The 25,473-nt window shown below is 36.6% G+C and carries 20 protein-coding genes; 14 read left to right on the top strand and 6 right to left on the bottom strand.

Annotated elements, in window-relative coordinates; all coding sequences use genetic code 11:
* Positions 1 to 314: 314 nt before the first annotated feature.
* From topA to LF886_RS03285, 5 genes are all read right to left on the bottom strand, one after another.
* Positions 315 to 2,891 (bottom strand): type I DNA topoisomerase, encoded by a 2,577-nt coding sequence (topA, locus tag LF886_RS03305; RefSeq protein WP_236852713.1) that lies wholly within the window; start codon positions 2,889 to 2,891, stop codon positions 315 to 317.
* A 278-nt stretch (positions 2,892 to 3,169) separates the two neighbouring features.
* Positions 3,170 to 4,369, bottom strand: a complete 1,200-nt coding sequence (locus tag LF886_RS03300) for a T9SS type A sorting domain-containing protein (protein WP_236852712.1) — start codon at positions 4,367 to 4,369, stop codon at positions 3,170 to 3,172.
* Positions 4,363 to 6,588, bottom strand: a complete 2,226-nt coding sequence (locus tag LF886_RS03295; protein ID WP_236852711.1) for a hypothetical protein — start codon at positions 6,586 to 6,588, stop codon at positions 4,363 to 4,365. Before LF886_RS03295 ends, LF886_RS03300 begins: the two co-directional genes overlap by 7 nt.
* Positions 6,589 to 6,797: 209 nt before the next feature.
* The gene (locus tag LF886_RS03290) at positions 6,798 to 7,937 is read right to left on the bottom strand and encodes an EpsG family protein (RefSeq protein ID WP_236852710.1); all 1,140 of its coding nucleotides are present in this window, start codon (positions 7,935 to 7,937) and stop codon (positions 6,798 to 6,800) included.
* A 1-nt stretch (position 7,938) separates the two neighbouring features.
* Positions 7,939 to 8,946, bottom strand: coding sequence for a hypothetical protein (locus LF886_RS03285; protein ID WP_236852709.1), 1,008 nt, complete (start codon positions 8,944 to 8,946; stop codon positions 7,939 to 7,941).
* Between the two features lie 192 nt (positions 8,947 to 9,138).
* Here LF886_RS03285 and LF886_RS03280 point away from each other — a divergent pair, with 192 nt between their 5' ends.
* From LF886_RS03280 to LF886_RS03255, 6 genes are read left to right on the top strand one after another with little or no spacing between them, the layout of a single operon-like run.
* A complete protein-coding gene (locus LF886_RS03280; RefSeq protein WP_236852708.1) occupies positions 9,139 to 10,704 on the top strand; it encodes an MMPL family transporter in 1,566 nt (521 codons plus the stop codon).
* 23 nt (positions 10,705 to 10,727) lie between these two features.
* Complete coding sequence (locus tag LF886_RS03275; protein WP_236852707.1) at positions 10,728 to 12,791, top strand: lysophospholipid acyltransferase family protein; 2,064 nt, start codon at positions 10,728 to 10,730, stop codon at positions 12,789 to 12,791.
* Between the two features lie 42 nt (positions 12,792 to 12,833).
* Positions 12,834 to 13,742 carry a dialkylrecorsinol condensing enzyme DarA gene (locus tag LF886_RS03270; protein ID WP_236852706.1) on the top strand — a complete coding sequence of 303 codons (909 nt, stop codon included), beginning with the start codon at positions 12,834 to 12,836 and terminating at the stop codon, positions 13,740 to 13,742.
* 6 nt (positions 13,743 to 13,748) lie between these two features.
* Positions 13,749 to 14,888, top strand: coding sequence for a beta-ketoacyl-ACP synthase III (locus tag LF886_RS03265; RefSeq protein WP_236852705.1), 1,140 nt, complete (start codon positions 13,749 to 13,751; stop codon positions 14,886 to 14,888).
* A complete protein-coding gene (locus tag LF886_RS03260; protein ID WP_236852704.1) occupies positions 14,888 to 15,319 on the top strand; it encodes a hypothetical protein in 432 nt (143 codons plus the stop codon). Before LF886_RS03265 ends, LF886_RS03260 begins: the two co-directional genes overlap by 1 nt.
* Before the next feature lie 7 nt (positions 15,320 to 15,326).
* Positions 15,327 to 15,770, top strand: coding sequence for an ABC transporter permease (locus LF886_RS03255; protein ID WP_103231419.1), 444 nt, complete (start codon positions 15,327 to 15,329; stop codon positions 15,768 to 15,770).
* A 426-nt stretch (positions 15,771 to 16,196) separates the two neighbouring features.
* On the opposite strand, the gene LF886_RS03250 is transcribed toward LF886_RS03255, so the two are convergent.
* Positions 16,197 to 19,109 carry a M16 family metallopeptidase gene (locus LF886_RS03250; RefSeq protein WP_236852703.1) on the bottom strand — a complete coding sequence of 971 codons (2,913 nt, stop codon included), beginning with the start codon at positions 19,107 to 19,109 and terminating at the stop codon, positions 16,197 to 16,199.
* Positions 19,110 to 19,471: 362 nt separating this feature from the next.
* On the opposite strand from LF886_RS03250, the gene LF886_RS03245 reads away from it, so the two are divergent.
* The 8 genes from LF886_RS03245 to LF886_RS03210 all read left to right on the top strand — a co-directional run bounded on the left by LF886_RS03245 (position 19,472) and on the right by LF886_RS03210 (position 25,414).
* Positions 19,472 to 19,876 (top strand): hypothetical protein, encoded by a 405-nt coding sequence (locus LF886_RS03245; RefSeq protein ID WP_236852702.1) that lies wholly within the window; start codon positions 19,472 to 19,474, stop codon positions 19,874 to 19,876.
* A gap of 63 nt (positions 19,877 to 19,939) precedes the next feature.
* Complete coding sequence (locus LF886_RS03240; protein WP_236852701.1) at positions 19,940 to 20,935, top strand: BtrH N-terminal domain-containing protein; 996 nt, start codon at positions 19,940 to 19,942, stop codon at positions 20,933 to 20,935.
* 1 nt (position 20,936) lies between these two features.
* Positions 20,937 to 21,695 carry an ABC transporter ATP-binding protein gene (locus tag LF886_RS03235; protein ID WP_236852700.1) on the top strand — a complete coding sequence of 253 codons (759 nt, stop codon included), beginning with the start codon at positions 20,937 to 20,939 and terminating at the stop codon, positions 21,693 to 21,695.
* The gene (locus tag LF886_RS03230) at positions 21,682 to 22,950 is read left to right on the top strand and encodes an ABC transporter permease (RefSeq protein WP_236852699.1); all 1,269 of its coding nucleotides are present in this window, start codon (positions 21,682 to 21,684) and stop codon (positions 22,948 to 22,950) included. Before LF886_RS03235 ends, LF886_RS03230 begins: the two co-directional genes overlap by 14 nt.
* Positions 22,940 to 23,368: an acyl-CoA thioesterase gene (locus LF886_RS03225; RefSeq protein WP_109739145.1), complete on the top strand. Its 429-nt coding sequence runs from the start codon at positions 22,940 to 22,942 to the stop codon at positions 23,366 to 23,368. Before LF886_RS03230 ends, LF886_RS03225 begins: the two co-directional genes overlap by 11 nt.
* On the top strand, positions 23,365 to 24,522 hold the full coding sequence (locus LF886_RS03220) for a beta-ketoacyl synthase N-terminal-like domain-containing protein (RefSeq protein WP_236852698.1): 1,158 nt from the start codon (positions 23,365 to 23,367) through the stop codon (positions 24,520 to 24,522). The genes LF886_RS03225 and LF886_RS03220 overlap by 4 nt, the downstream gene beginning before the upstream one ends.
* A gap of 10 nt (positions 24,523 to 24,532) precedes the next feature.
* Complete coding sequence (locus LF886_RS03215) at positions 24,533 to 25,072, top strand: 3-oxoacyl-ACP synthase (RefSeq protein ID WP_236852697.1); 540 nt, start codon at positions 24,533 to 24,535, stop codon at positions 25,070 to 25,072.
* 84 nt (positions 25,073 to 25,156) lie between these two features.
* A complete protein-coding gene (locus LF886_RS03210) occupies positions 25,157 to 25,414 on the top strand; it encodes a phosphopantetheine-binding protein (RefSeq protein WP_103231426.1) in 258 nt (85 codons plus the stop codon).
* Positions 25,415 to 25,473 lie beyond the last annotated feature (59 nt).

The raw sequence follows: 25,473 nt of genomic DNA, 5'->3' as shown, positions 1-25,473 counted from the left end.
AGTGGTTCCTGAACTCCACTGTAATATTACGATGTAAAACTACAGAATTAAAACACTGTATATCACAGTCTTAGTACGGAATTTTCCATTTGCGTATTTATACCTAGACCTACGTGATAAGCGCACGTGAAGGTTAATTCTCAACATAGAGAAATGTATTTAATGAGTAAAGTGATGCAATTTTTACATTTTTTGAAATGATTATAAATAAAAAGCACAGGTTAAAAAACCCATGCCATCATTTAATATCTGACTTTATAAAATCAAAAAAGCACAGACCAAAATCTGTGCTTTTATATTCTATTAAAGATTATTTATTTCTTAGCTGCCGGTTTCTTAGCCGCAGGTTTTTTCGCTGTTGTAGTTGCTTTCTTAGTTGTGGCTGCTTTTTTAGCCGCAGGCTTTTTCTTTTCAGCAAAAGCTTTAGGATCCTGATCTGTGATCCATTTTTTAACCTCATCTAAAGAAAGTTCTTTCAATTCATCAGCATCGTATTTTGTATCGTCTGCTTTCTTTGGAATTTTGAACATTGCTTTTCCGAACTTGATGAAAGGTCCCCATCTTCCATTTTCAATAGAAATTTTTTCTTTTTCCCATTGTTGGATGTATCGGTTGGCTTCTTTTTCAAGCTTTGCATCAATCAGTTCATTGATATCACTTTGAGAAAGATTTTCAAAGTCATATTTCTTTGGAACATTTACGAAAATAGCTTTGTATTTGATAAATGGTCCGAATCTTCCTGTCCCTTTCGTTACCGGCTCTCCTTTATAAGTAGCAATTGGAGCATCAGCAATTTTCTTTTCATTGATGATTTCCTCCGCACGCTTCTGATCTACAGAAAGTGGGTCTTCACCTTTCGGAATACTGATATAAGTTTCTCCCCATTTCACATAAGGGCCAAATCTACCAACACCCACAGAAACTGATTGACCGTCAACTTCACCTAAATCGAAAGGTAATTTGAAAAGTTCCAGAGCTTCATCAAAAGTGATGGTTGCAATATTTTGTCCTGTCATTAATGACGCGAAAACAGGTTTTTCTTCATCATCTGTTTCTCCAATCTGGATCATTGCTCCAAATCTTCCGATTCTTGCATGAACATTTTTACCTGTCTTAGGATCTACTCCTAATAATCGGTCTCCTGTTGCACGGTCTGCATTTTCTTCTACATCTTCAATTCTTGGGTGGAATTTTGAGTAGAAATTCGTCATCATTTCTTTCCATTTCTGATCACCGCTTGCAATTTCGTCAAAACTTTCTTCTACTCTTGCCGTAAAACCGTAATCCAGGATTTCTTTGAAGTTATCTGTTAAGAAATCATTGACTACTTCACCGATATCTGTAGGAAGGAATTTATTTTTATCACCCCCGAATTTCTCATCAAGAACTACTTTTTTGATCTGATCTTTTACCAAAGACATTTTGATCACTTCACGGGTTTGAGGTTCTATTTCCCTCTTATCCACATATTCTCTGTTCTGAATGGTTTGAATAGTCGGAGCATAAGTAGAAGGTCTACCAATTCCCAGCTCTTCAAGTTTTCTCACCAATCCTGCTTCAGTATATCTTGCACTTGGTCTTGTGAATTTCTCAGTAGCAGTAATGGCTTTATAATTTAATACCTCCCCTACGCTTACTTTTGGTAACAACTTATCGTTGTTCTCCTCATCGTCATCTTCTGTCTTTACAATACCATAAGCTTTCAGGAAACCATCGAAAATGATAACTTCTCCCTGTGCTTCAAAATGGTGAGGCAATGATGCATTCCCGATCTCGATCACTGTCTTTTCAATTTTGGCGTTCGCCATTTGAGAAGCTAGTGTTCTTCTGTATATTAATTGGTATAACTTGTTCAGCTGTACATCTCCTATGCTTTTCATTCCGAAATCTGTAGGACGGATTGCTTCGTGAGCTTCCTGTGCTGAAGAAGATTTTGTAGTATAATTTCTTGGAGAAGAATATTCTGCTCCGTATTCTGAAGTAATTTGTCTTTTTGCCCCTTCAATAGCTTCCTGGGAAAGGTTTACTGAGTCTGTTCTCATATAGGTAATAAACCCTTCTTCGTACAGTCTCTGCGCCAGACGCATTGTATTGGTAACATTATACCCAAGCCTTGATGAAGCTTCCTGCTGCAACGTAGATGTTGTAAACGGAGCCGAAGCCGAACGTGTACCTGGTTTGGTTTCAACATTCAGAACTTTAAATTCTGTAGTTTTTGCCTTCTCAAGGAATTTTTCAGCGTCTTCTTCTTTTTCGAAGTCTTTTTTCAGTTTGGCAGCAATTTCCTGCTCTGTTTTATTTAAAAAGATTCCATCAAGTTTAAAGCTCGCTTTTGGAGTAAACTCACGGATCTCTTTTTCTCTTTCAACAATTAATCTTACTGCTACAGACTGTACTCTTCCTGCAGACAGCCCCGGTTTTACTTTTTTCCATAAAACAGGTGACATTTCAAAACCTACAATTCTATCCAGCACTCTTCTTGCCTGCTGGGCATTTACCAGGTTCTGATCAATATCTCTCGGATTGTCGATTGCTTTTAGAATGGCATTTTTGGTAATCTCATGGAAAACAATTCTTTTTCTGTTTTCAGGCTTCAGTTTCAATTCATCCGCAAGGTGCCATGCAATAGCTTCTCCTTCACGGTCCTCATCGGAAGCAAGCCATACCATCTCGGCTTTCTTCACTGCGGCCTTCAATTCGGTTACCAATTTCTTTTTGTCTGCTGAAACTTCGTAATCAGGACTGAATGTAGTCAGGTCTATCCCCATCCCCTTTTTAGGAAGGTCACGGATATGTCCGAAACTGGATTTTACTTCAAAATCCTTTCCTAAGTATTTCTGAATAGTTTTTGCTTTGGCCGGGGACTCTACGATTACTAAATTTTTCGACATTCTAACTAAAAATTTTTGCAAAAGTAAAGCTTTTTTATTATATACTTTTTGTTAACAGAGTTTAATTTAACAATCAAGTTAGTTTACATCTTCTTTAAACACCTATTTTCTAAAGAAATAAATCCTTTTGTAGTGTAGGTTTTAGACTGTTATATACATATCAACAAATAATGATATAGAATTTTTCATCAGCCGTAATAGATGTAAGAAATATGTTGATCAATAAAAAACGGGAAAAGAGTCCTTGTTCCCGTTTTTACATGCTTATTTTAAAGATTTTATCGTTTTATAATTTTTACAACCGCCTCAGAATCGTTTATTCTTATTACATACACTCCAATACTTAAAGACGAAAGATCTGTCTGATTGTTGATAAACTGTCCGGATTTTACAAGTTGTCCCAGTGCATTAAAAATTTCATAGTCATATTTTTTATTCTCTGTAGCCTTGATGTAAAGGATATTGGAAACGGGACTTGGGTATAAGGAAATCTTGTTATCCGAAGCTTTAAGCTCAGTATTCGCAGTGCTCAATGTAGGAGCATTAGGAACGATTGTAAGTCTTGAGGCCGGCCCTTCTTCATCACCATTGGCATCATATTTTATTTTTATACATCGGCATCCCACCCCGAAATAGGGATCATTATTATCATGAAAGACCATTATTCTATTCGTTGTAGGAGCTGCATCAAAAAGTACATTCACTGCTCTTCCCAGATAATTTGAAGTTAAAGCAGCCGTCCAGACAGCGGGATACTGAAAATTGAGACTATTGAATGTTCCCTGGGTTGCTTGATTGGAAATTACACTTCTGAATCCTCTTGATCCTGAATCCGGATAGTTCCCGACAGAATATACAGGATTATTAAAAATATATCCTATTGTGGAGTTCGCAGCGTTTCTCACTCTTGTTCCTAAATAATCGGTGGCAATATTATATGACGTGGCCACATTTTTATCTTTTTTATACCACGGAGTCTGCCCAAAATCAGCTGCGGAAACCAATGCAACATTCGTAAGATCAGGAATCCTCCATCCTTCGGGACAAGGATCAAAAGGAGACTTCTCACCTCCTCTTCCCCATCTGTCTGGAGCTAAATTGGGTTCTGCAGCCAGCCAGTCTGTTCCGTTGGTATAATTGGGTGTTGCACTGTTAAAAGGGGCTAAAGTACTTGGAATCATATACACCAGAGGATTTTTAATAGAATAAGATATGATCTTGGAAATCTTATCTATGGGCTTATCTGTGACCTGTACATTTGATACTGCAGCATACATGTTATAAGGGATAATATAACTCCCCGTCAGATTATTATAATCAGCCTGTGCAAGGGTAACATATGAAACGGTTCCATTCGTACCTGAAGAGCCTAAAAATATATTGTAGAAACTTCTATTATCTGCATATTGAAATGCAGGAATGGGGTCTTTTCTTCCCCATTGATAGTGCAATCCTGTGGAGGCACGTATTTTTAACAATTCATCAGCAGTAGGTGCAAGGGGATTGGCAATATTGGGAAAGCATCTATGGCCCCTAGGTTACGATCCATGAAGGTCGTCTGCAATATGACATCAGCTTTATTTACGTAGTTCACATAGTTGGTGACTGCTGCCGGAACTTCCGTAGTATACGTATAAGATTCTACAGGAGAATCCGTAACCCAGATATGCCAGCTCCAATACACCGGAGCTGCTATACTGCCATTATGCAATGTAACCACAGCATTTCCGCTTTGATCGGGGGTAATCTCAACAGATATTTTAGAATTATTAATATCTTGTAGTGAAGAGGGTGATGGATTCACCACTGAAATTTTATTGATAAGATTGGCATTAGTCGTCCAGAGAACATTTCCTTTTAAATTATTAAAATTGGAAGGATTCAATACATCAACATTATTCAACAATTGACTTTGTACCGAGAATGCTTTACTTACCGGAATTTCAATGATAGCAGGTGTTCCACTCTTCACAATCTGATAAGTATTAGGATTATTAATTCCTTCTTTATATTCTACTGAAGCAGGTAGATATTCCGTAGGAAAATCATAGTCATTGACAAGATATAACGGATCTTTTATACATCTGCAGCCATTGGCATCAGAGGTATACATTACTGACATTGGAAAGTAATAATAACGTCCTTTAATATTGGGATAATTAGGATCCGGAATATCAGGTTGTGTCTTATCCGGAATCATAGAAAGTCCTCTGACTGTTACAGCCGGAGAAGCATCGAACTGCCGTGCCATAGTAGCCGTCCACAATGCGATGTGGTGCTGATCGGTATATTGTCCCAAATGAGCATTTCTGATAAGCTGTCCATTTCCAGGAAATACTCCCATGTTGTATCCGCCAACCGCTGAAAGATCAAAGCCCAAATTAGAATACACCTTAAAGCCAGTCATAAATGTAGGAACTCCAGCATCAGTAGGTTTTATAATATGGTACTTATTGGTTTCAAAAACATTTTTAGACATATTGGTTTTCACTCCGAAAGGCGAAAAGTCTATTCTGATATCGTCTACATAGGATGCAGAAGCCAGATTGGCGACCAGCATAGAAGGTATACGCCATCCGTTGGGACAAGGATCGTAAGAAGATTTGTCTCTGTAGGGTTTTGCTTTGTCATCGGTATTATAAACAGTTTCAATTTTACCCTGTGCATTATCAGACCAAAGATTAAGTTCGGAAAGTCTGTTATTCGGTAAAGTGGTGGATCTTCCAAACCAATTGACAGGCAGATTGACGTTATTGTTGTAGTAGGCCTGACCAGAATTATCATCTTTATTGACATAGATAAGGCTCAAAGGATTTTTTACAGAAAGCCTTAGATTGTTGGTTACCTCTGCGCTGGAAAGCAAAACAAATTTCCGGAGATCGTCAATACTTGTAGCATTATCCATATTTTTCGCCCCTCTATGCCTGATTCTTCCCATAGATCCTGAAGCTTCATAGAAGTCATTTCCTCTTGTAACCAAAGGTGGAATAGGATCTTTTCGTCCCCACTGATAAAGAAGCCCTATACTTCTGTTCCAGTCTGAAGCTGTAATAGAATTTGTAATCGCCCCAAGATTCCTGTCCATCCATTTCCAATCAGCGTCTGGAATGAGCTCGGAGGTACCGTCCGATTTCATCCTTTTAACATTGTTGAAACTTCTATAGGCGGCTCCATTTGTAGGATCATCCGTTACCCAGATATGCCAGCTCCAGAAGATCTCTCCATTTACTTTAAGAGCAACAACTGCATTGCCTTTTTTTGTTTTGTTAATAGGGACTTTTATTTTGGCATCCTGACCTGTCCCTACAATCTCGAGGGCATAGTTTACGCCTGATTTTATAAGTCCATGAACATCTTCCCACAGTACATCTGCGGTGATCGTTCCGGCCGGAATACCATTTCCGTTAAGATAGCCTCCTCCTTCCCACATCGCATATGCTTTTCTTACGGGCACCAGTAATCCTTCACTATTTTGGCTGGGATCAAAGATGTAACTGTTGGGAGCTTTTTTCCAATCCGGAAGCAATAGTCTGGACCAATCATGTACGGGCCTGGCCAGTGAGTCCATATTGTTAAAAACCGCCACATGATTTATATACCCAACCGAGGGAAGACTTCCTCTGATATTACCTTTTGAATAGATCACCAATGATATCAGGCAGAAAACTGCCGCTAATTTACCAACTAAATTTTTCATACCTTATTGATTTGAGTGTCATTAGCGGAATACAATCTTTAAGCCTAAATCAATAAAAAGATATTTATTTTATAAATACCGATGACATATTTGAATTATGTTATCAATAACCCAAAAACAAAAATCTTATAAACAGTACAAATTCCAGTAATGCTGGCGCATAAAAAAAGACAGCTAAAAGCTGCCTTTATATTTTAATTCATCCAATATTATGGAAGGATATGGTTTCTATAACGTTCTATCGAAAATCGCCCTGCCTTGATATTGTTAAAGATAGAGAAGACGACAAAATTGAAGACAACAAGTGAGATAATAAAAGCATAAATCATATTCTTAGTCCTCGCTGTAACAACATACATGGCATTCGGAATAATGATATACGAAAATCCAATAAACGCTCCCGCAAGTCTTGACGAGAAAATAGGATTATTTCTAAAGATAAAATACAGACAGACTCCAATCACGGCATAGTTCCTATGGTATTCGTAATAAGGAAAATATTCTTTCATTTTATTATCGAAAGCAAAAAGGAAAAAGGTCAGAATAGCCATCATCACTTCAGGAATTCCAATACCTCCATTCAGTCGCTGTACGGTTTCATCCATATATCCATTGAATCCCTCTATAAGCATATTGTTAGAGGCCATCCCATCCAAAAAGCCACCAAAGCTCCTATAGATTTCAAATGGAGATAAAAAGACTGAGCCTATAATCATAATAAGCATCACCGTTTTGTTCAAAGGAACCCGGGCCAGCCAGTACATCGGGAGGAATAAATAGGCAACACTGTGTATACCAGAGCCTATGAATATGAAAAATAAGTAATGCCAGAATTTTCGTTCTTTGATATAGCGTATGGCGAAATAAACGATAAAGGTCCCGAGATTTTGTCTGATCTGCCCACTTTCCCCAATAAAGAAGTTGGGGATAAACATAAAAAGGGTAAAGGTAAAAGGGTAAAAAGTATTGTCTTCTGTATACTCCACCTTAAAGATCATCGCAAAAATAGCAATGACCAGAGTCAGCATATAAAAGGGTGCATTAAAGAAATTGAGAAGAACTTTATTAATCAGTGTATACAGCCACTCCACATCCAGGTTTTCTGTTCCTTCCATATGAAGCATCTTCATAAAGATACTGTAATAGCTTTTGGTATCAGAGTAAATATAAATTCCTTTGTAACTTCCGTAATCCGGACCTACATCATTTCTAAGTCCTACAATAATAATGAAATAAACTGCAAGGAACCAGAACCATTTTTTATCAACCTTTTTTCCATATACCTCCTGAATACTGAAGAACAGCATATAGAGGATCGCAATTATATAATAAGGGTGTAATAAACTCATGCTAAATCTCTGATGTTTTTTTAAACTGATGATATGCTGTAATAATTCCGGTGAGAATCAGAGGCAAAAAGAGCCTCACTTCCCAAAAAAGCCCCACTAAAGTAATCATAATAAGGTAAGGAATTGAAAAGAAAAAATATTTTCCAAAAACAGTTCTATTTTCTTCGTCAATACAAAGTCTGTATATAAAGTAAATCACAATTACTGCAAATACCAACCCCGCAAGGTTGAAGGGACTCGAAAAATTTCTATTGATATAAAATCCTTCTACAAAGGTCGTTTCATCCTGTACAAGCAAAGCTCTCAATCCCAGATAAGGCACAATAAACGCGATCACCAATGGTATTATTTTCCAGATTACCTGATAATTTCCTTTTTTCAATTCATCAATATTGAAAAATACAGCAGCAAAGAAAGCAATATTCAAGCAGGCTGTTTCTCTTACCAAAGTAGAGATTCCGATCAGGCCAATGAGAATAAAAAAGAATATATTTTTTTGAGTATCTAAATACTTAAGGGTCAAAAATACACCCGTCAGATAACAAAAAAGGGCAATCGTATCACAGTTTGTCGGTGCATATTGTGTTATCACAATAAAAAAAACAGCCAGAAGGTGAATAATTCTCCTTGCATTAAGATTCAAAAGAAGTCCTATTGACCTGAGTTTAAATATGGCATTCAAAATAAGGGAACACAAAATAAAGAAAACGCTGTTCATCAGGAAAAGCCCGTGATAAAATGGAGTTCCGTTTTTGGATAAAAAATCTTTGAAAAAAGAAAGAGGTCCATTGATCAGGCTGTACATCAGATCTGTCATCTGTACACTCAGATAATTGGGAATGACTCTGTAAGCATATACCGAGGAAAATAAAAAGTCGGGGGTTGTTTCTGATGTTTTTAATCTTGTATAGGAAGATTCAAATCCATAATAAGACATCGCAAACAGCAGAAGCGGAAGTACTATTACAAATAGGAATCCGTTTATTTTTTCATCATTTCTTTTCAACATATCTAAAACAGATTCTTATTTTTTAATAATAATTGTGGTTTAAAATACATTTTTCTAAAGGGGAACTTCTGCAAAAGTAGAATATTTTTTCATTCTTCCTAGAATATTTTATTGATTTTCAGTCAAAACTTATCGTTAACTATTTTGAACTAATGCTTAAAAATCTAAATTTGCAGACTTGATATACATGCAATGCATCGCTTTTTTATATTTTTATATTATCTGATTTCCAAAAATAAAATCCTATCTGTACTGACAGCCTTAGGAATTGCCGTTTTATGCCTATTTTTTGCATCAAAGATTAATTTTGAGGAAGACATTAATCAGATCATTCCTAAAAATGAAAAATCCGATCTTACCGCAAAAGTTATTAAGCAGCTTAACTTCTCGGATAAAATTATTGTCATTATAGAGAATAAATCCAAAGAAGATAACTTTCAGCTTTCTGAAACGGCGGATACTTTTCTACAAAAAATAGAACCTTTACAAAAGTATATAGGTTCTGTACAGGGTAAAGTGAACGATAATGAAATTTCAGAAACGTTTGATTTTGTCAGTCAGAATCTACCATTATTCCTCAATGAAAATGATTATAAGGAAATTGACAGAAAGCTTCAGAAAGACAGTATTGCCAAACAGGTAGAGAACAATTACATCTCCCTGGTTTCTCCCATAAGTCTTGTTACAAAAGAATTTATCAAAAAAGATCCTTTGGGGCTTACTTTTTTAGGGATCAAAAAACTGAATGCCTTAAATATCAGTAAAGACTTTAAGCTTGAAGACAGCTACATTGTAACCAAAGACGGGAAAAATCTCTTACTTTTTATTGATCCTAAAAATAAAAGCAATGATACAAAAGCCAATGAAGCATTTGTAGATCAGCTCAACTCCATAAAAGACGGTATCAATAAGCAATTCAAAGGAAAAACAGAAATCAGTTACTTCGGATCTCCGGTGATTGCTGTAGCGAATGCCAAGCAGATCAAAAAAGACATTCAAAATACGGTAGTTATTTCTATGACGGTTCTTTTGATTCTCCTGATCTATTATTTCAGGAACATTTTTACGCCTGTTATTGTCTTTTTACCCACCGTATTTTCTGTACTCCTTGCGTTATTGATTCTTTATTTTATTAAAGATAAGATCTCAGCAATTTCCTTAAGTGTAGGAGCTATTCTGATTGGGATTACGATAGATTACGCCCTTCATATCCTTACCCATTATAAGCACAACAACAATATTGAAGAGCTTTACAAAGAAATTACCCAGCCTATTATCTTGAGTAGCGCAACCACAGCCGTCTCATTTTTATGTCTGGTTTTTGTACGTTCTGAAGCATTGAAAGATTTAGGTCTTTTTGCGGCGATCACCGTTATTCTTTCCTCCATCACAGCTTTGATTATCGTTCCTCAGCTTTATAAACCAAAAGAAAAGGGAGAACATCTCAATACCAACTTCATTGATAAAATCGGGGCTTATCCTTACGAGAAAAACAAGCCTTTGATCATCGGATGTTCCATCATCATTCTTGCCTGCCTTTTCGGATTCAGACATGTAGGTTTTAATGAAGACATCGGTGAGCTGAATTACATCCCGAAAGAACTGAAAATAAGTGAAGCTAAACTTCAGAAACTTTCAGACATCACTTCAAAATCCATCTATACTATTTCTTATGGGAACTCTGAAGAAGAAGCGTTAACCAGAAATTCTGAGCTAAGCAGTTTCCTTGAAAAAGAGAAAAAGAAGGTAAAATATTAAGTTACAATTCTATAGGAAGTATTGTGCTTTCTGAAAAAGACCAGCAAAAAAAGATTGAGAAATGGAACAGCTTCTGGAGCGACTCTAGGAAGAACCTGACCATTTCCGAACTGACCAGTAATGGAAATAAATTTGGGTTTAATGGTTCTGCTTTTGATAATTTCAACGAAGCTTTACATAAAACCTATTCTGCATTAAGCCTGAAAGACTATCAAAAAGTAAAAGCTCTTCAGATTTCAGAATTTATGAGCAATGAAAATGGTTTTTACACTGTTTCCAATGTAGTAAAAGTAGACGAAAACAAAAGAGACACTTTCATCAAAGATATTGAGAAGAAGCATGATGCCATCGCTATTGACCGGCAGCAGATGAATGAGAATTTTCTTGGTTTACTGAAAAGAGATTTCAACACGCTAATCAATTACTCTCTTCTAGCGATTGTTCTGACCATTATTGTGTTCTTCAGAAATTTTGAATTAACGATTCTTACCATGTTCCCGATTGTTTTAACGGGGGTTGTAACCGCTGGAATTCTTTATTTCTTAGGATTGGAATTAAATATTTTCAGTACCGTAGTCTGTACACTCGTATTCGGAGTTGGGGATGATTTTAGTATTTTCCTGACACAGGCGATGCAAAAAGAGCATACGACGGGTAAAAATGAACTACCAACGTATAGAACATCTATTATTCTTGCCGTTTTCACGACCATTCTTTCGATTGGTTCCCTGATCTTTGCAAAACATCCGGCTCTGCATTCTTTAGCTTTGGTCGCATTGATTGGAATGTTCTCCGTGATTATTATTACCTCTACTCTATATCCTTTCTGGTTCAGATTATTGATTACCAACCGGGCAAAGAAAGGTCTTTCCCCTATTACTTTCAGGCTACTTTTACGGGCTGTATTCTCGTTTTTATATTATGGATTAGGAGGATTAGTTTTTTCTGCTTTCGGAAGTTTATTTATTAAAAATTCCAAGGGAAAAACATTAGATATTATCAAATTAATTCTCGCTAAGTTTTTGACATCCGTTCTTTATTTATCCCCTTTTGTAAAGAAAAGAGTGATTAAGAATCCGTCAGAAGACTTCAGCAAACCCGCTGTCATCATTGCCAATCATACCTCTTTCTTAGATACGCTGGCGATTGCAATGGCTACCCACAAAATCATCTACCTGGTGAATGACTGGGTATATGAATCTCCTGTTTTTGGAAAACTGGTAAGAGCACTGGGTTTTTATCCCGTTTCACAGGGAATTGAAAATGGAATGGATAAGCTAAAAGAAAAGATTGCACAAGGATATTCTTTAGTGGTTTTTCCTGAAGCAGAACGTTCTTATACCAATGATGTCAAAAGATTCCATAAAGGAGCATTTTACCTTGCTGAACAATTTGGTCTGGATATTCTTCCGCTTTATATCCACGGAAATTCTGAAGTATTACCGAAAGGAGATTTCATTATATACAACGGAAGCATTACGGTAAAAGTAGGCAACAGGATCAATAAAGATGATATGAGCTTCGGAAAAAACTATTCTGAGAGAACCAAAAAGATCAATGCTTATTTCAGGGAAGAATTTGCCAAGCTGAGAGAAGAGATTGAGGATGAGAATTATTTTAAAAATAAATTATTCCTGAGCTATCTATATAAAGACAGTGAAGTAGTAAAAGAAGTAAAACACGATTTCAAAGCCAACAAATCCGTATATTTCGAACTTAATAAGCATATTTCCAATGAAGCCAACATACTTCATATAGCCAACGATTTTGGGCAAAAAGATGCCTTATTAACCTTATATCAGGCCAGCCGAAGAGTTTTTTCCCTGATAAAAAATGATGATAAAAGAGCAACGGCAGCCCACAGCTATCTGGTAAAAAGAAGAAAGATTCAATATATAAAAGACCTTTCTGAGGTGAACAAAAAGATTGATGTTCTTCTGATCTCAGATGATAACTTTACCCTGAATGATATACAGGATCTTCCTGAAACTATCATTTTTTTAAATACGAAAAACACTTTGTTTGAAAGTGATAATTATACACAGGAATTCAGTTCTGAATCATTAAAAGTATTTAAGACTCAATAATAAATATGAAAAACATATTTTTGTAAACGCTAAAGAAAACTAATGAAGAAAAATATACTTGTCATATATTATTCGCAAACCGGACAACTCGAAGATATTGTGAGAAACATAGCCAAGCCTTTTGAAGCTCAAAAGGATGCTTATGATATTACGTATTACAACATTCAGCTCAAGGAAGATTTTCCTTTTCCCTGGCCAGGTGATGTTTTTTTCAACACTTTTCCTGAATCTTACTTGCAGATTCCGAAAGAAATTCTGCCTCCATCCGAAGAAATTCTGAACAAAAAATATGACCTCATCCTCTTTGGATATCAGGTATGGTATCTCACACCATCCATTCCTATTATTTCATTCTTAAAGAGTGGCTATGCAGAGCGCATCCTTAAAGATACTCCTGTAGTCACCATTTCCGGAACCAGAAATATGTGGATGCTTTCCCAGGAGAAACTAAAGGTATATTTAAGAGACTTACAGGCAAAACTTGTTGGGAACATAGCTCTGGTAGACAGACACGATAATTATACCAGTGTATTGACTATCCTTCGATGGCTGACAACAGGTCAGAAGGAAAAATCCGGAATGCTTCCCGCAGCAGGGGTTTCTGATGAAGAAATCACAGGCTCTGTAAAGTATGGCGAGATTATTGAAAGACATTTTAAGAATAGCGACCTGAATAATTTACAACCGGAGCTCGTTAAAAATGGAGCCATTGAAATCCGGGCGTTTTTGGTACGTGTAGAGAAGGTAGGAAACAAAATTTTCACTGTATGGTCTAATTTGATTATAAAGAAAAAAGAGAAACGTCCATTGCTGATAAAATTCTTTAAGGTATATTTGATGGCAGCGATATGGATTATCTCACCTGTCGTTTTGGTACTACACCTACTTACAACCCCTATATTTTGGTTTAAAAGACAAAAACAAAAAGATATTTACAAGGAATTAATTTAAAATAGAATGTACGACGTATTTATAACAAAAGCATCAAAATACTTACCCAATGAGCCGGTAGCGAATGATGAAATGGAGATATATCTTGGGCTTATCAATGATGCGCCATCTAAAGCAAAATCACTTATCCTAAGAAATAATAAAATCACGACTAGATACTACGCTTTAGACAAAGAAGGAAATCCTACACACTCTAATGCGCAGCTTACAGCAAAAGCTGTTGAAGGACTTTTTGATGAAAATTTCAAAAAGGAAGATATGAAATTATTATCCGTAGGAACTACTTCACCAGACCAGATACAGCCTTCTCACGCTTCTATGGTTCATGGTGAACTGAACATCGGAAAATCTATTGAAATAAATACTTCAACAGGTCTTTGCAACTCAGGAATGAATGCCCTGAACTATGGATTCCTTTCTGTAAGAGCCGGTGTACAGGAAAACGCAGTATGTGCAGGTTCTGAAAGAATGTCTGCATGGATGACTGCTGATAAATTCAACCACGAGGCTGAAAATTTAAAATTACTGGAAGAAAGACCTATTATTGCGTTCAAAAGAGAATTCCTTAGATGGATGCTTTCTGACGGAGCAGGTGCTTTCCTGTTGGAAAACAAGCCAAGAGAAAACAGTATTTCTTTAAAGGTAGAATTCATTGATTTCTACTCTTATGCTCACGAAATCGAGGCATGTATGTATGCAGGATGTGACAAACTGGAAGACGGAAGCCTGAAATCATGGGCAGACTACCCTTCTGACGAGTGGCTGAAGCAATCTATTTTCGCCATCAAACAGGATACTAAAATCCTTGATAAATATATCCTTGTAAAAGGTGCAGAAAGTTTAAGATCTTCTTTTGACAAACATAATCTGGATCCGGAAAAAATTGATCATGTATTGGCTCATATTTCTTCAGGATATTTTAAAGACGGACTGAAGGAAGAATTTGCTAAAAAAGGAATGGATTTCCCTGCAGAAAAATGGTTCTACAACCTTTCTGAGGTTGGAAACATCGGAGCAGGATCTATATTTATCGCCCTTGAAGAATTGATGAACTCCGGGACATTGAAAAAAGGAGAAAAAGTACTTCTTTGTGTTCCTGAAAGTGGAAGATTCGCTTATTCTTGTGCCCTATTAACAGTTTGCTAATGGAAAATAAACTGCCTACATCTGATAAAGACTTTGTAGAAAGCCTTATTCCGCAACGATTCCCTTTTGTGATGGTGCATGAGTTATCAGAATATTCTGAAAGTCATCTCTTATCCGGTTTTGAGATCAAAGAAGACAATCTCTTCATTCAGGATGGATTATTTCAGGCTTCCGGATTGATTGAGCACCAGGCACAGAGTGTTGCCCTGCACACCGGATATAAATATTATCTGTTGGGAAAAGATTCCCCTACAGGCTATATCGGAGCCATCAAGTCTTTTGAAGCTGAAATATTGCCCAAAATAGGAGACCAGCTTAAATCTGAGGTAACCATCCTCAATGAAGTAATGGGTGTTACACTGGTAGATATCGTTACCAAACTAAACGGTGAAGAGATTGCAAAATCTCAAATGAAAACCGCTGTAAAATAAACTGAAAATGGAAATAAAGGAAGAGAACATCATCAATATACACAACTTTTTACCACATCGTGAACCGATGCTTATGGCAGACTATATCCTGGAGTTGACCCAAGAAAAAGTAGTGACTTCCTTTGAAATAAAAGAAGACAATATATTTGTTCACAACAATGAATTTGTAGAAGCCGGCTTAATTGAAAACCTGGCACAGACCTGCTCATCCATCCTGGGACAAAGCTTCTTTGAAAATCCTGAAGCAGATACAAAAGTGATCGGGTTTATCACCAATATCAAGAAAATTGAGGTTTTTGCCCTTCCAAAAGTGAATGATAAAATTATTTCCAAAGCCTCACTTATTTCACAGTTTGAAAACATCTGCCACATCTTCTGTGAAACATTTCATAATGATGAATTACTGATCAGAGCAGAAATCAACCTGTTTATTCAGGAAGTAAAGTCGTAAAGATCAATTCAACATATAATAAAAGCTGTACACAACGTACAGCTTTTTTGTTTTTAAGCCATTCAGTATTCAACCCTTTCAATAGATCCGTGAATATTTGTGTAATCCATTTGTGACATTTATGTTTAAAACCATTTGATTTTTCCCATTTTTTGAAAGCGGGCTATAGCCCACTCCTATTGAATTGATTACAATGATCTTACAATAAAAACATTTATTTTTTATTTATTCTTACACTCTTCACCCTGCACAAAACAACTGATAACCAATTTATTAAAAGCCTAAAAACCTCATCACAAGATGAATTATTTCACGTGAAACATTGTAAAAATCCGTGAAACTCTGATCATCAGGGAGAAAGCGTTTTAAACAACAAAAAAGCGGAACATTTCTGTCCCGCTTTTCCAATTATTTTTAACAAAAGAATTAATATCCAAAGATCTCTTCAAGAGATACTTCTTGGAATTCACCCATTTTGTTGATAGATTCCATATTCAGATTTTCTTTCTTACCGATGATGGCTGTATTGTATTTTACAGGTTTCACTTCAGTATTGTAGAATCCTGTAAGCTGTGGCAATGTCAACCCTTGGATTTCAGCATAAACATCTTTTCTTAAATCATAGTCTACGCCTAGTTTTTTCAAGGCTAACTGATTGAAGAAAATATTCGTTCTGTTGATTCTGTTAGAAGCAATCTGCTTTAATGCAGACCCTCTTGCGTTTTCAAACTGTGCAGGAATCTGTGGCAAAGATACCATCAGATCATTCATTGCATTTACAGCTAAAGGAAGCTTGTTTGACTGTGTTCCGATATAATTTGTAACATAGTTTGCCTTACCTTTTTCCGAAGCATTTCCATAAGAAACATAGGCCGTGTAAGCCAAAGATTTACTTTCTCTGATTTCCTGGAAAACGATTGAAGACAACCCTCTTCCGAAGTATTCATTGAAAACATTTGCTTTCCCGAAATTGCTAAGATTTACTGTACTTGCTTTTCCTACTTTAGACATTTCCATCTGTACCATGTCATAATTCGTGAAGTATACTTTTCCTTCAGCAGCCGGTTCAGCATATTCTTTTGCCTGCGCAGGCTGAAGACTTGTATTGGAAATAAAAGGCTTCACTGCTTTTTCCAGACCAGACTGATCCTGTCCATAAAGAAGAATCTGATAAGGATATTGGTTCAGGGTTTTCACTTTCTTCATCAATTCTACAGCATCAATGCTCTCAAGACGTTCTTTGGAAACGATATCCGTCATTCTTGAGTTTTTACCATATTTAGAATAGTTTGAAAGGGCAGCCATGATTCTCACTTTATCTTTCTTAGCAGTCGCTCTAGACTCCAGAATTGTTTTTACAGTTTGTGCATAAACAGCTTTATCTGCTTTTACATTTGTCATCCAGTGGTTCATCAGCTCTACACCTTTCTTCATATTGCTTTCAAGACCGCTCAATGTAAGAATCATCTGATCGTTGGAAGTTCTCAGGCTATAGCTGATTCCCAGTTTATAAAATTCTTCTTTCAGCTGTTCAGAAGTATATTTATCTGTTCCAAGATATTCAAAAAGAGTTCCTGCAACAGAAAGTTCTTTGTCATTATCTGTTCCGAAAGGGAAAACATAGCTTACCTGAGCAATCTCATTATACTTGTTTTTCACAAAACTTACCGTCTTATCCTTGATTTGTGAAGTCTGAATAGCCGTTTTAAAATCAATGAATTCAGGCTTGATTTCTGCAACCTTTATATTGAGAATATCTTTAAGGAAAGGAGACTGAGCTTCTCTGTTCAGTTTAATAGGGGTAATTCCCGGGTTCTGTACACGAACGAGCTTATCATTCACTCCTTTTTCCTTATAAAGAACAACATAATTGTCTTTAAAGAAATCGTTGGCAAATTTCACCACATCAGCTTTAGTGATCTTGTCATACTGATTGATCTCATCAAGCTCCTGCTCCCATGTTCTCACATTGATATAGGAATCATATAGTTCTGTAGCTAATCCGTCTGCTGTTTCCCAACCTTTCATACGCTGAACTTTTTTATCATTTACGATAGCTTTCAGCATCCAATCCGGAAACTGGCCTTTTTTCACAAGCTCCAGCTGATCCATCAATAGTTTTTTAGCCTCATCAAAGCTTTGTCCTTCTTTAGGAGTCACTACCAGTCCAAATGTACCATACATTTTGTAAGGTGACTCATAAGCACCAGCTCCAAGAGTTTTTTGCTTTTGGTTGATGTTAAGGTCAATTAATCCCGCATCTCCTCTGTTGCTTAAGATTTCAGATACTACATCTGCTAATCTTGCTTCCTGCGTTCCATAAGAATCTGTTCTCCATGCAATCGTCATTCTTGGAGTAGTCGGGCTTTTTACTGTTCTGGTAATAATGCCGGTCATTGGCTCTTCTGTAACCATTTTTTTCATCGGAAGCTCTTTATATTTGAAAGCTCCGAAATATTGATCAACTAATTTTATAGTTTTATCAAAATCAAGGTCTCCAACCAATACTACCGCCATGTTATTAGGCACATAATACGTATCAAAATATTTGTGAATAGCCTCCATAGAAGGGCTCTTCAAATGTTCAGAAGTACCTATTGTAGTCTGCTGTCCGTTTGGATGTTTTGGGAAAAGCGCCTGCATCAATGAATAATATACAAGACGGCTGTCATTATCCTGCGCTCTGTTGTATTCCTCATATACCGCTTCAAGCTCAGTATGGAAAAGACGTAATACCAATTCTGAAAAACGTTCTTTCTCTACTTTTAACCATTTTTCCAATTCATTGGAAGGGATATTGTTTTTATACACCGTTTCATCCAGAGATGTATGGGCATTCGTTCCTGTAGCTCCTAATGAAGAGATGGCTTTGTCATATTCATTAGCAATAGCATATTTAGAAGCTTCCTGAGAAACTTCGTCAATTTTTTTATAAAGCTCTTTCTTTTTTTCAGCATCTTTTTCTGCTTTATGCTGCTCATAAAGATCAGAGATCTGCTGTAGTAAAACCTTTTCTTTTGCCCAGTCCTGAGTTCCCAGGTGTGAAGTTCCTTTGAAGACCATATGCTCAAGGTAGTGAGCCAATCCGGTATTATCACTTGGATCATTGTTCGATCCTGTTCTTACCGGAATATAAGTCTGAATTCTCGGTGCGTCCTCATTTTTAGCAAGATAAACCTTCAATCCGTTTTTCAATGTATAAACACGAACTCCGGCACGGTCATTCTTTACAGTTTCATAAGTGTACCCTTGAGCATCTGTAAGCTTTTGGGTCTCAAATTTCTGTGCCATTGCGCTTATCATACAGAAAAGCGAAACAGAAATAAAAAACTTTTTCATAGTTGTTATTTAATAATTATTTTTTTATCCAAATTTCTAATCCATTAGTCTTACTTATATAAACACTTGTTACAAAAGAATTATTACAAGCGAAAACAATAAACCTTCACAGACCCTTTTAAGATTCTTATCTATATGATTAGTTAAAGACCTCTTTCAAAAATGGAAAAAATAAAAATCCGTTTTTATCACGATTTTGGAAATTTTTTTTTGATACTCCCTCTATTTCACAGTAATAACTCCCTCAGATTTAATATGATTTACATATAATGTATTTTCACTATTTTAGCCACCTGATTAAAAGAATCAAAAATAGGTGAACCCTATTTCATCTGGAATCTAAAAAAATGAACATTATTTAGATGAAAAAACAAGACCTGCCTCAAGACGAAAGTAACCTAAAATCCGCCAACATGACAGAAGTACTGTATGTAACGGATGAGAATGACAACTACACGACAGCAAACAGCACAGGCTGGGATGCCAAGAAAGCTGCTCTGGATGAATCGATGGAACTCATTTATGAAAGAATTGAGGAAGCAAAACAAAATGTTGCCAATAATACAGTAAGTCCCATCGTTTATTTTATGGAACTGAATAAAATGGACCCACCTGTTCTTGCTTCTTACGTAGGAATATGGCAATGGAGGGTGAAAAGACATTTTAAACCCGGAATATTCAAAACACTAAGCGAAACAGCACTGAAAAAATATGCCGATGCATTCGGAATTTCAGTGGATGAATTAAAAAACTTCAACGGAAAATAAATGAAATAAGGCCTATATAAAGTGCCGGATTCCATTTGACCAATGAAAAGATACAATCTGCAAATGAAATTAAACTTTGAACACCATCAGACTGCGCATTGCGAAAACGGTGTTGCTTCTAATCTACTGCTTAATAAAGGCCTGAAACTAAGCGAGCCGATGATCTTTGGGATCGGTTCAGGATTGTTTTTTGTCTATCTTCCTTTTTTAAAGGTAAATTTTGCTCCGGGCTTCAGCTATCGTCCGATGCCGGGTGCTATTTTCAGTAAAGCAGCCAAAAGATTAGGAATTAAAATCAAAAGAGAAAAATTCTCAAATCCTAAAGATGCCCAAAAAGCTCTTGAAAGAAATCTGGATCAAAATATTCCTACAGGACTTCAGGTAGGCGTTTTCAATCTTACCTACTTCCCTGAGGAGTACAAATTCCACTTCAATGCCCACAATCTTGTGGTATATGGAAAGGAAGACGGGAAATTCCTGATCAGTGATCCGGTAATGGACTATACAACATGCCTTTCCGAAGCAGAACTGGAAAAAGTGAGATATGCCAAGGGAGCACTGCCACCAAAAGGGCACATGTATTATCCTGTTTATGTTCCTGAAAATATCAATCTTGAAGAAGCCATAAAAAAAGGAATCAAAGACACCTGCAAAAATATGCTGGCACCAGTACCGCTTATCGGAGTAAAAGCAATGAGATGGGTGGCGAAAAGTATTCCGAAATGGGCAGAAAAGAAGGGAACAAAAGTTACCAACCATTATTTGGGACAATTGATCAGAATGCAGGAAGAAATCGGAACCGGAGGCGGAGGTTTCAGATTTATCTATGGAGCATTTCTTCAGGAAGCCTCTGTCATTCTTAAAAATGATGAGCTGAAAGAATTATCAAAAGAAATCACTTCTATTGGTGACCTTTGGAGAGATTTTGCCGTGGATATTGCCAGAGTGTACAAAAACAGAAACTCAAAAAGCAATATTTATAATGAACTTTCAAAAACGATGCTGCATATTGCAGATCTGGAAGAAGCTTTCTATAAAAAATTGAGAAAAGCGATCTGATATGGCAGAAAATATGATTGAGATCAAAAACTTATATAAGAAGTACAAAAATTCTGATGAGTTTTCTGTAAATGATATTTCTTTGAGCATCAGCAAAAATGAAATTTATGGAATTCTCGGGCCTAACGGAGCAGGAAAAACAACATTGATTTCTATGCTATCAGGACTCATAAAACCTACTTCAGGGCAATTTACCATCAATGGTTTATCTCCGCAGAAAGATGGTTTTAAAATCAGACAGATTATCGGAATTGTTCCTCAGGAATATGCATTATATCCTACACTTACGGCCAAAGAGAATCTGATGTTTTTCGGGAGCCTGTATGGTTTGAAACATAACCAGCTTAAAAAAGCAATTGATGAATCTCTTGAAATTATGGGACTTTCAAAATTTGCCAATAAGCAGGTTGGGCAGTTTTCAGGTGGAATGAAGCGCAGATGCAACCTAATCGCCGGAACCCTTCACAATCCTAAAGTTTTATTCCTAGATGAACCAACAGTAGGTGTGGACGTTCAGTCTAAAAAAGCAATTATTGACTATCTTTTAGATTTAAACAAACAGGGAACCTGTATCATTTATACTTCCCATCACCTGTCGGAAGCTGAAGAGTTCTGTACAAAAATTGCCATCATTGACCATGGAAAAATCCATGCAGTGGGAACTCCTGAAGAACTTGTTGCACAGATCGCCAATGCCGAAAACCTTGAAGATGTTTTCATTTCATTAACCGGAAAAGAATTAAGAGATGTTGTTGTATAAACTGTGGAGAAGCTTTATCAAAGAAATTCTTCTGTTGAAAAGAGATATCGGGGGAATCGTCATCATCTTTGTGATGCCATTGCTTCTGATTGTAACCATTACCCTTATTCAGGATTCTACTTTTAAAAATCTGGAAGGATCAAAAATCCCGATTATTTTTATTGATCAGGATAAATCTGATGTTTCAAAGAATATAAAAGCGGAACTGGAAAACAGTAAAACCTTCCAGCTGCTGACCAATTTCAATGAAAAATCTGCTCAGGAGGCTGTCTTTTCTGGAGATTATCAGATGGCAATTGTCATTCCTGAAAATTTAACGAAAGACTTAAATTCCAATATTGATTCTAAAGTTCAAACCATTGTAAGTTCTTTTGGTCTGGAAGGAGATTCTGCAAAAGTAAAAGCGGTTTCTCCGAAGACAAAAGAGATTCATTTATACTTTGACCCTGCTACCAATACAGGATTCAAAAACTCAGTGATGAATTCTGTCAATAAAATGGTTTTTGAGATTGAAAATAAAAAAATCTACAAAGCATTCCAGGATCAGTTGGGAACGACGGAGAATCTTGATGAAAATAAAAACCTGATCAGCTTTAAAGAAATCACGCCCAAGAAAGGAGCAATGGATGTCATGCCGAATTCTGTTCAGCACAACGTTCCTGCATGGACGCTTTTTGCGATCTTCTTTATTGTAGTTCCTTTATCCATCAATTTGGTTAAAGAAAAAAGCCAGGGAACAAGTGTAAGAGCGAGAATAAGCCCTACCCCCTATTTTGTACATATTTTAGGAAAAACATTTACCTATCTGATCATCTGTATCATTCAGTTTTTACTGATGGTTGCGGTAGGAATTTATCTTTTCCCTTATATGGACCTTCCGGCGTTTGATGTGTCCGGAAAAATGTTCCAGCTTATCACTGTAACACTGTTTGCAGGGCTGGCTGCCATCGGATTTGGAGTTTTACTGGGAACTATTGCCCATACACAGGAACAGTCTGCTCCATTCGGAGCAACTTCTGTAGTAGTTTTGGCAGCTATCGGAGGAATTTGGGTTCCCGTATTTCTAATGCCAGAATTCATGCAGACCGTAGCCAAATTCTCTCCCATGAACTGGGGATTGAATGCTTATTACGATATTATTTTAAGAAACAGCGGCATTGGTGGAATTGCTAAAGAGTTGGCATTCTTATTATTATTTTATATTGCCACCGTATCTATTTCCATTTTTTACGAAAGAAAACAAAATGCAGTCTAAAGAAAATATATTAACCTGTACCGAAGAAGTCAGAGTACGATTCAATGAGACAGATCCACTGGGAATTGTCTGGCACGGACATTATATCGTTTATTTTGAAGACGGAAGAGAAGCTTTTGGGCGCCAACACGGCCTTACTTATCTTGACATTCAGAATGAAGGATATGTGACACCGATTGTAAAAAGTACCTGTGAACATTTTCTTCCTTTAAAATATGGAGAAACCTTCAGGATTGTAACGACGTTTATCAATTCTGTTTCTGCCAAACTTATCTACAGATATGAGATTTTCAATCAGGAAGACAAGTTGGTATGCAGTGGTGAAACAATCCAGGTATTTCTGGACAGCAATGGAGGTTTATGCCTGTACAATCCGGAATTTTTTCAAAACTGGAAAGACAAAATGGGATTATCATGAAGAAGGAAATTTATATCACAGACTACAATTGTGTAACTCCCCTGGGTTTCGATGCAGATTCTAACTGGAAAGCTCTGGTAGAAGGAAAATCAGGAGTTGCTTTACATAAAATTATAGACAATCAGGAGGCTTTTTATGCTTCCATGATTGATTCTGACAAACTGGATGAAGAATTCAACAGATTCTTTACTCAGAACACTATTGATTTTACAAGACTGGAGAAGATGCTTCTTTTAAGCTTACAGCCTCTTGTTGAAAAACATGCCCTATCAGAAAACACCGCTTTTATTCTTTCAACGACAAAAGGAAACATCAGCCTGTTAAAAAACCAGTCTGATCTACCGGAAGGCGTTTATTTATCAAAATTAGCACAGAAAATAGCAGACTTTTTTGGATTCAAAACAAAACCTATTGTGGTTTCTAACGCCTGTGTTTCCGGGGTAATGGCGATTGCAGTTGCCAAGAATATGATCCAGGCAGGAAAATATAAAGATGCCTTTGTGATTGCCGGTGATGAGCTTTCTGAATTTGTTATTTCAGGATTCAATTCATTCCAGGCTATAGGATCAGGACCGTGCAAGCCTTATGATAAAAACAGAGACGGAATCAATATCGGTGAAGCTGCTGCAGCTATCTATATGACTAGCCGTCATTCTGACGAAGGAAAAATCTCCGAAAATGAAAAATTCAGATTTAAAGTTTTGGGAGACTCTGCCGTGAATGACGCCAACCATATTTCCGGACCTTCAAGAACCGGAGACGGTTTATTTGCCAGTATTAAAAATGCAATGACCGAAGCGCAAGTTTCTGCAGAACAAATTGATTTTATTTCTGCCCACGGAACGGCAACTTTATACAATGACGAAATGGAAGCCATTGCCTTCAACAGAATGGAGCTTCAGAATGTTCCTTTGAACAGCATGAAAGGATATTACGGACATTGTCTGGGTGCATCCGGACTTCTTGAAAGCATTATTTCTATGGAAAGTGCTATTCACAGTACGCTGCTCCCGTCCAAGAATTTTGAAGACAATGGAGTATCCCAACCGTTGAATATTATCAAAGAAAACCAATCTGCAGCAGTACAATATATTCTGAAAACAGCTTCAGGTTTTGGCGGTTGCAATGCAGCAGTTGTTTTGGAAAAATGTTAAAATGAACGTGATGAAGAAAATAAACAGCTGTACCATAGAACATTCAAAAATAACCGTTGACGGAAATATCGTTTTTGAAAGTCAGAGCGAAACCTTTCAGGAATTTGCTAAAGAAGCGTATAAAAGTTTGGACCTCAGCTATCCAAAGTTTCATAAAATGGATAACCTGAGTAAGCTGGCTTTTCTTTCTGCTGAAACCATTTTGAAAAATGAAGACCACAGCAGAACGGCTATCGTTTTTGCCAACAGAGCATCCAGTCTGGATACCGATTTCAAATATCAGGAGAGCATCAATGATCAGGATAACTTCTATCCAAGTCCTGCAGTTTTTGTCTACACCTTACCCAATATCTGTGTAGGCGAAATCAGCATTAAACACAAAATGCAGACAGAAAATGCTTTTTTCGTTTTGGACGAATTTGATGAAAATTTTTTAAATGATTATTCTGAACAAATTCTGCAGTCCGGAAAGGCTGACAAAGTATTATGTGGCTGGGTAGAATTGTATCAGGAAAATTATAAAGCTTTTGTATATTTGCTAACCTTATAAAAATGTAATAATATAACAGTGTAGCAATGCTTCGGGCTTAGTTGATAAGCTGATGCCTTGATACTCTGGAAAATTAACTTAATTATGGAAAACTTAAAAACAGAATTGAAACACAAAATTATTGAAGTTCTTAATCTTGAAGACGTATCTATAGAAGAAATCAAAGATACTGATCCTTTATTCGGAGGAGGATTGGGACTAGACTCTATTGATGCTTTGGAGCTGATCGTTCTTCTTGATAAAGACTACGGAATAAAATTAGCTGATCCTAAAAAAGGAAAGGAAATTTTTCAATCTATCGATACGATGGCTAAATTCATCGAAGAAAACAGAACAAAATAATTCATTCAATCTAGCAATATACCAATATTGTTAGATTGGTATATTGTTACATTATTTAA

This window comes from Chryseobacterium sp. MEBOG07 (assembly GCF_021869745.1).
In the GTDB taxonomy this organism is placed as follows: Bacteria; Bacteroidota; Bacteroidia; order Flavobacteriales; family Weeksellaceae; genus Chryseobacterium; species Chryseobacterium viscerum.
The sequence above is the reverse complement of the archived record's forward strand: the minus strand, read 5'-3'. Positions and strand labels throughout refer to the sequence as shown.

Excerpts from the sequence above, each read along its gene's own strand:
- LF886_RS03295 (WP_236852711.1), bottom strand. The coding sequence starts at position 6,588 with ATGAAAAATTTAGTTGGTAAATTAGCGGCAGTTTTCTGCCTGATATCA.
- LF886_RS03270 (WP_236852706.1), top strand. The coding sequence starts at position 12,834 with ATGAAGAAAAATATACTTGTCATATATTATTCGCAAACCGGACAACTC.
- LF886_RS03250 (WP_236852703.1), bottom strand. The coding sequence starts at position 19,109 with ATGAAAAAGTTTTTTATTTCTGTTTCGCTTTTCTGTATGATAAGCGCA.
- LF886_RS03280 (WP_236852708.1), top strand. The coding sequence starts at position 9,139 with ATGCATCGCTTTTTTATATTTTTATATTATCTGATTTCCAAAAATAAA.
- LF886_RS03235 (WP_236852700.1), top strand. The coding sequence starts at position 20,937 with ATGGCAGAAAATATGATTGAGATCAAAAACTTATATAAGAAGTACAAA.
- LF886_RS03265 (WP_236852705.1), top strand. The coding sequence starts at position 13,749 with ATGTACGACGTATTTATAACAAAAGCATCAAAATACTTACCCAATGAG.
- LF886_RS03240 (WP_236852701.1), top strand. The coding sequence starts at position 19,940 with ATGAAATTAAACTTTGAACACCATCAGACTGCGCATTGCGAAAACGGT.
- LF886_RS03290 (WP_236852710.1), bottom strand. The coding sequence starts at position 7,937 with ATGAGTTTATTACACCCTTATTATATAATTGCGATCCTCTATATGCTG.
- LF886_RS03245 (WP_236852702.1), top strand. The coding sequence starts at position 19,472 with ATGAAAAAACAAGACCTGCCTCAAGACGAAAGTAACCTAAAATCCGCC.
- topA (WP_236852713.1), bottom strand. The coding sequence starts at position 2,891 with ATGTCGAAAAATTTAGTAATCGTAGAGTCCCCGGCCAAAGCAAAAACT.
- LF886_RS03230 (WP_236852699.1), top strand. The coding sequence starts at position 21,682 with ATGTTGTTGTATAAACTGTGGAGAAGCTTTATCAAAGAAATTCTTCTG.
- LF886_RS03225 (WP_109739145.1), top strand. The coding sequence starts at position 22,940 with ATGCAGTCTAAAGAAAATATATTAACCTGTACCGAAGAAGTCAGAGTA.
- LF886_RS03255 (WP_103231419.1), top strand. The coding sequence starts at position 15,327 with ATGGAAATAAAGGAAGAGAACATCATCAATATACACAACTTTTTACCA.
- LF886_RS03220 (WP_236852698.1), top strand. The coding sequence starts at position 23,365 with ATGAAGAAGGAAATTTATATCACAGACTACAATTGTGTAACTCCCCTG.
- LF886_RS03215 (WP_236852697.1), top strand. The coding sequence starts at position 24,533 with ATGAAGAAAATAAACAGCTGTACCATAGAACATTCAAAAATAACCGTT.
- LF886_RS03210 (WP_103231426.1), top strand. The coding sequence starts at position 25,157 with ATGGAAAACTTAAAAACAGAATTGAAACACAAAATTATTGAAGTTCTT.
- LF886_RS03260 (WP_236852704.1), top strand. The coding sequence starts at position 14,888 with ATGGAAAATAAACTGCCTACATCTGATAAAGACTTTGTAGAAAGCCTT.
- LF886_RS03285 (WP_236852709.1), bottom strand. The coding sequence starts at position 8,946 with ATGTTGAAAAGAAATGATGAAAAAATAAACGGATTCCTATTTGTAATA.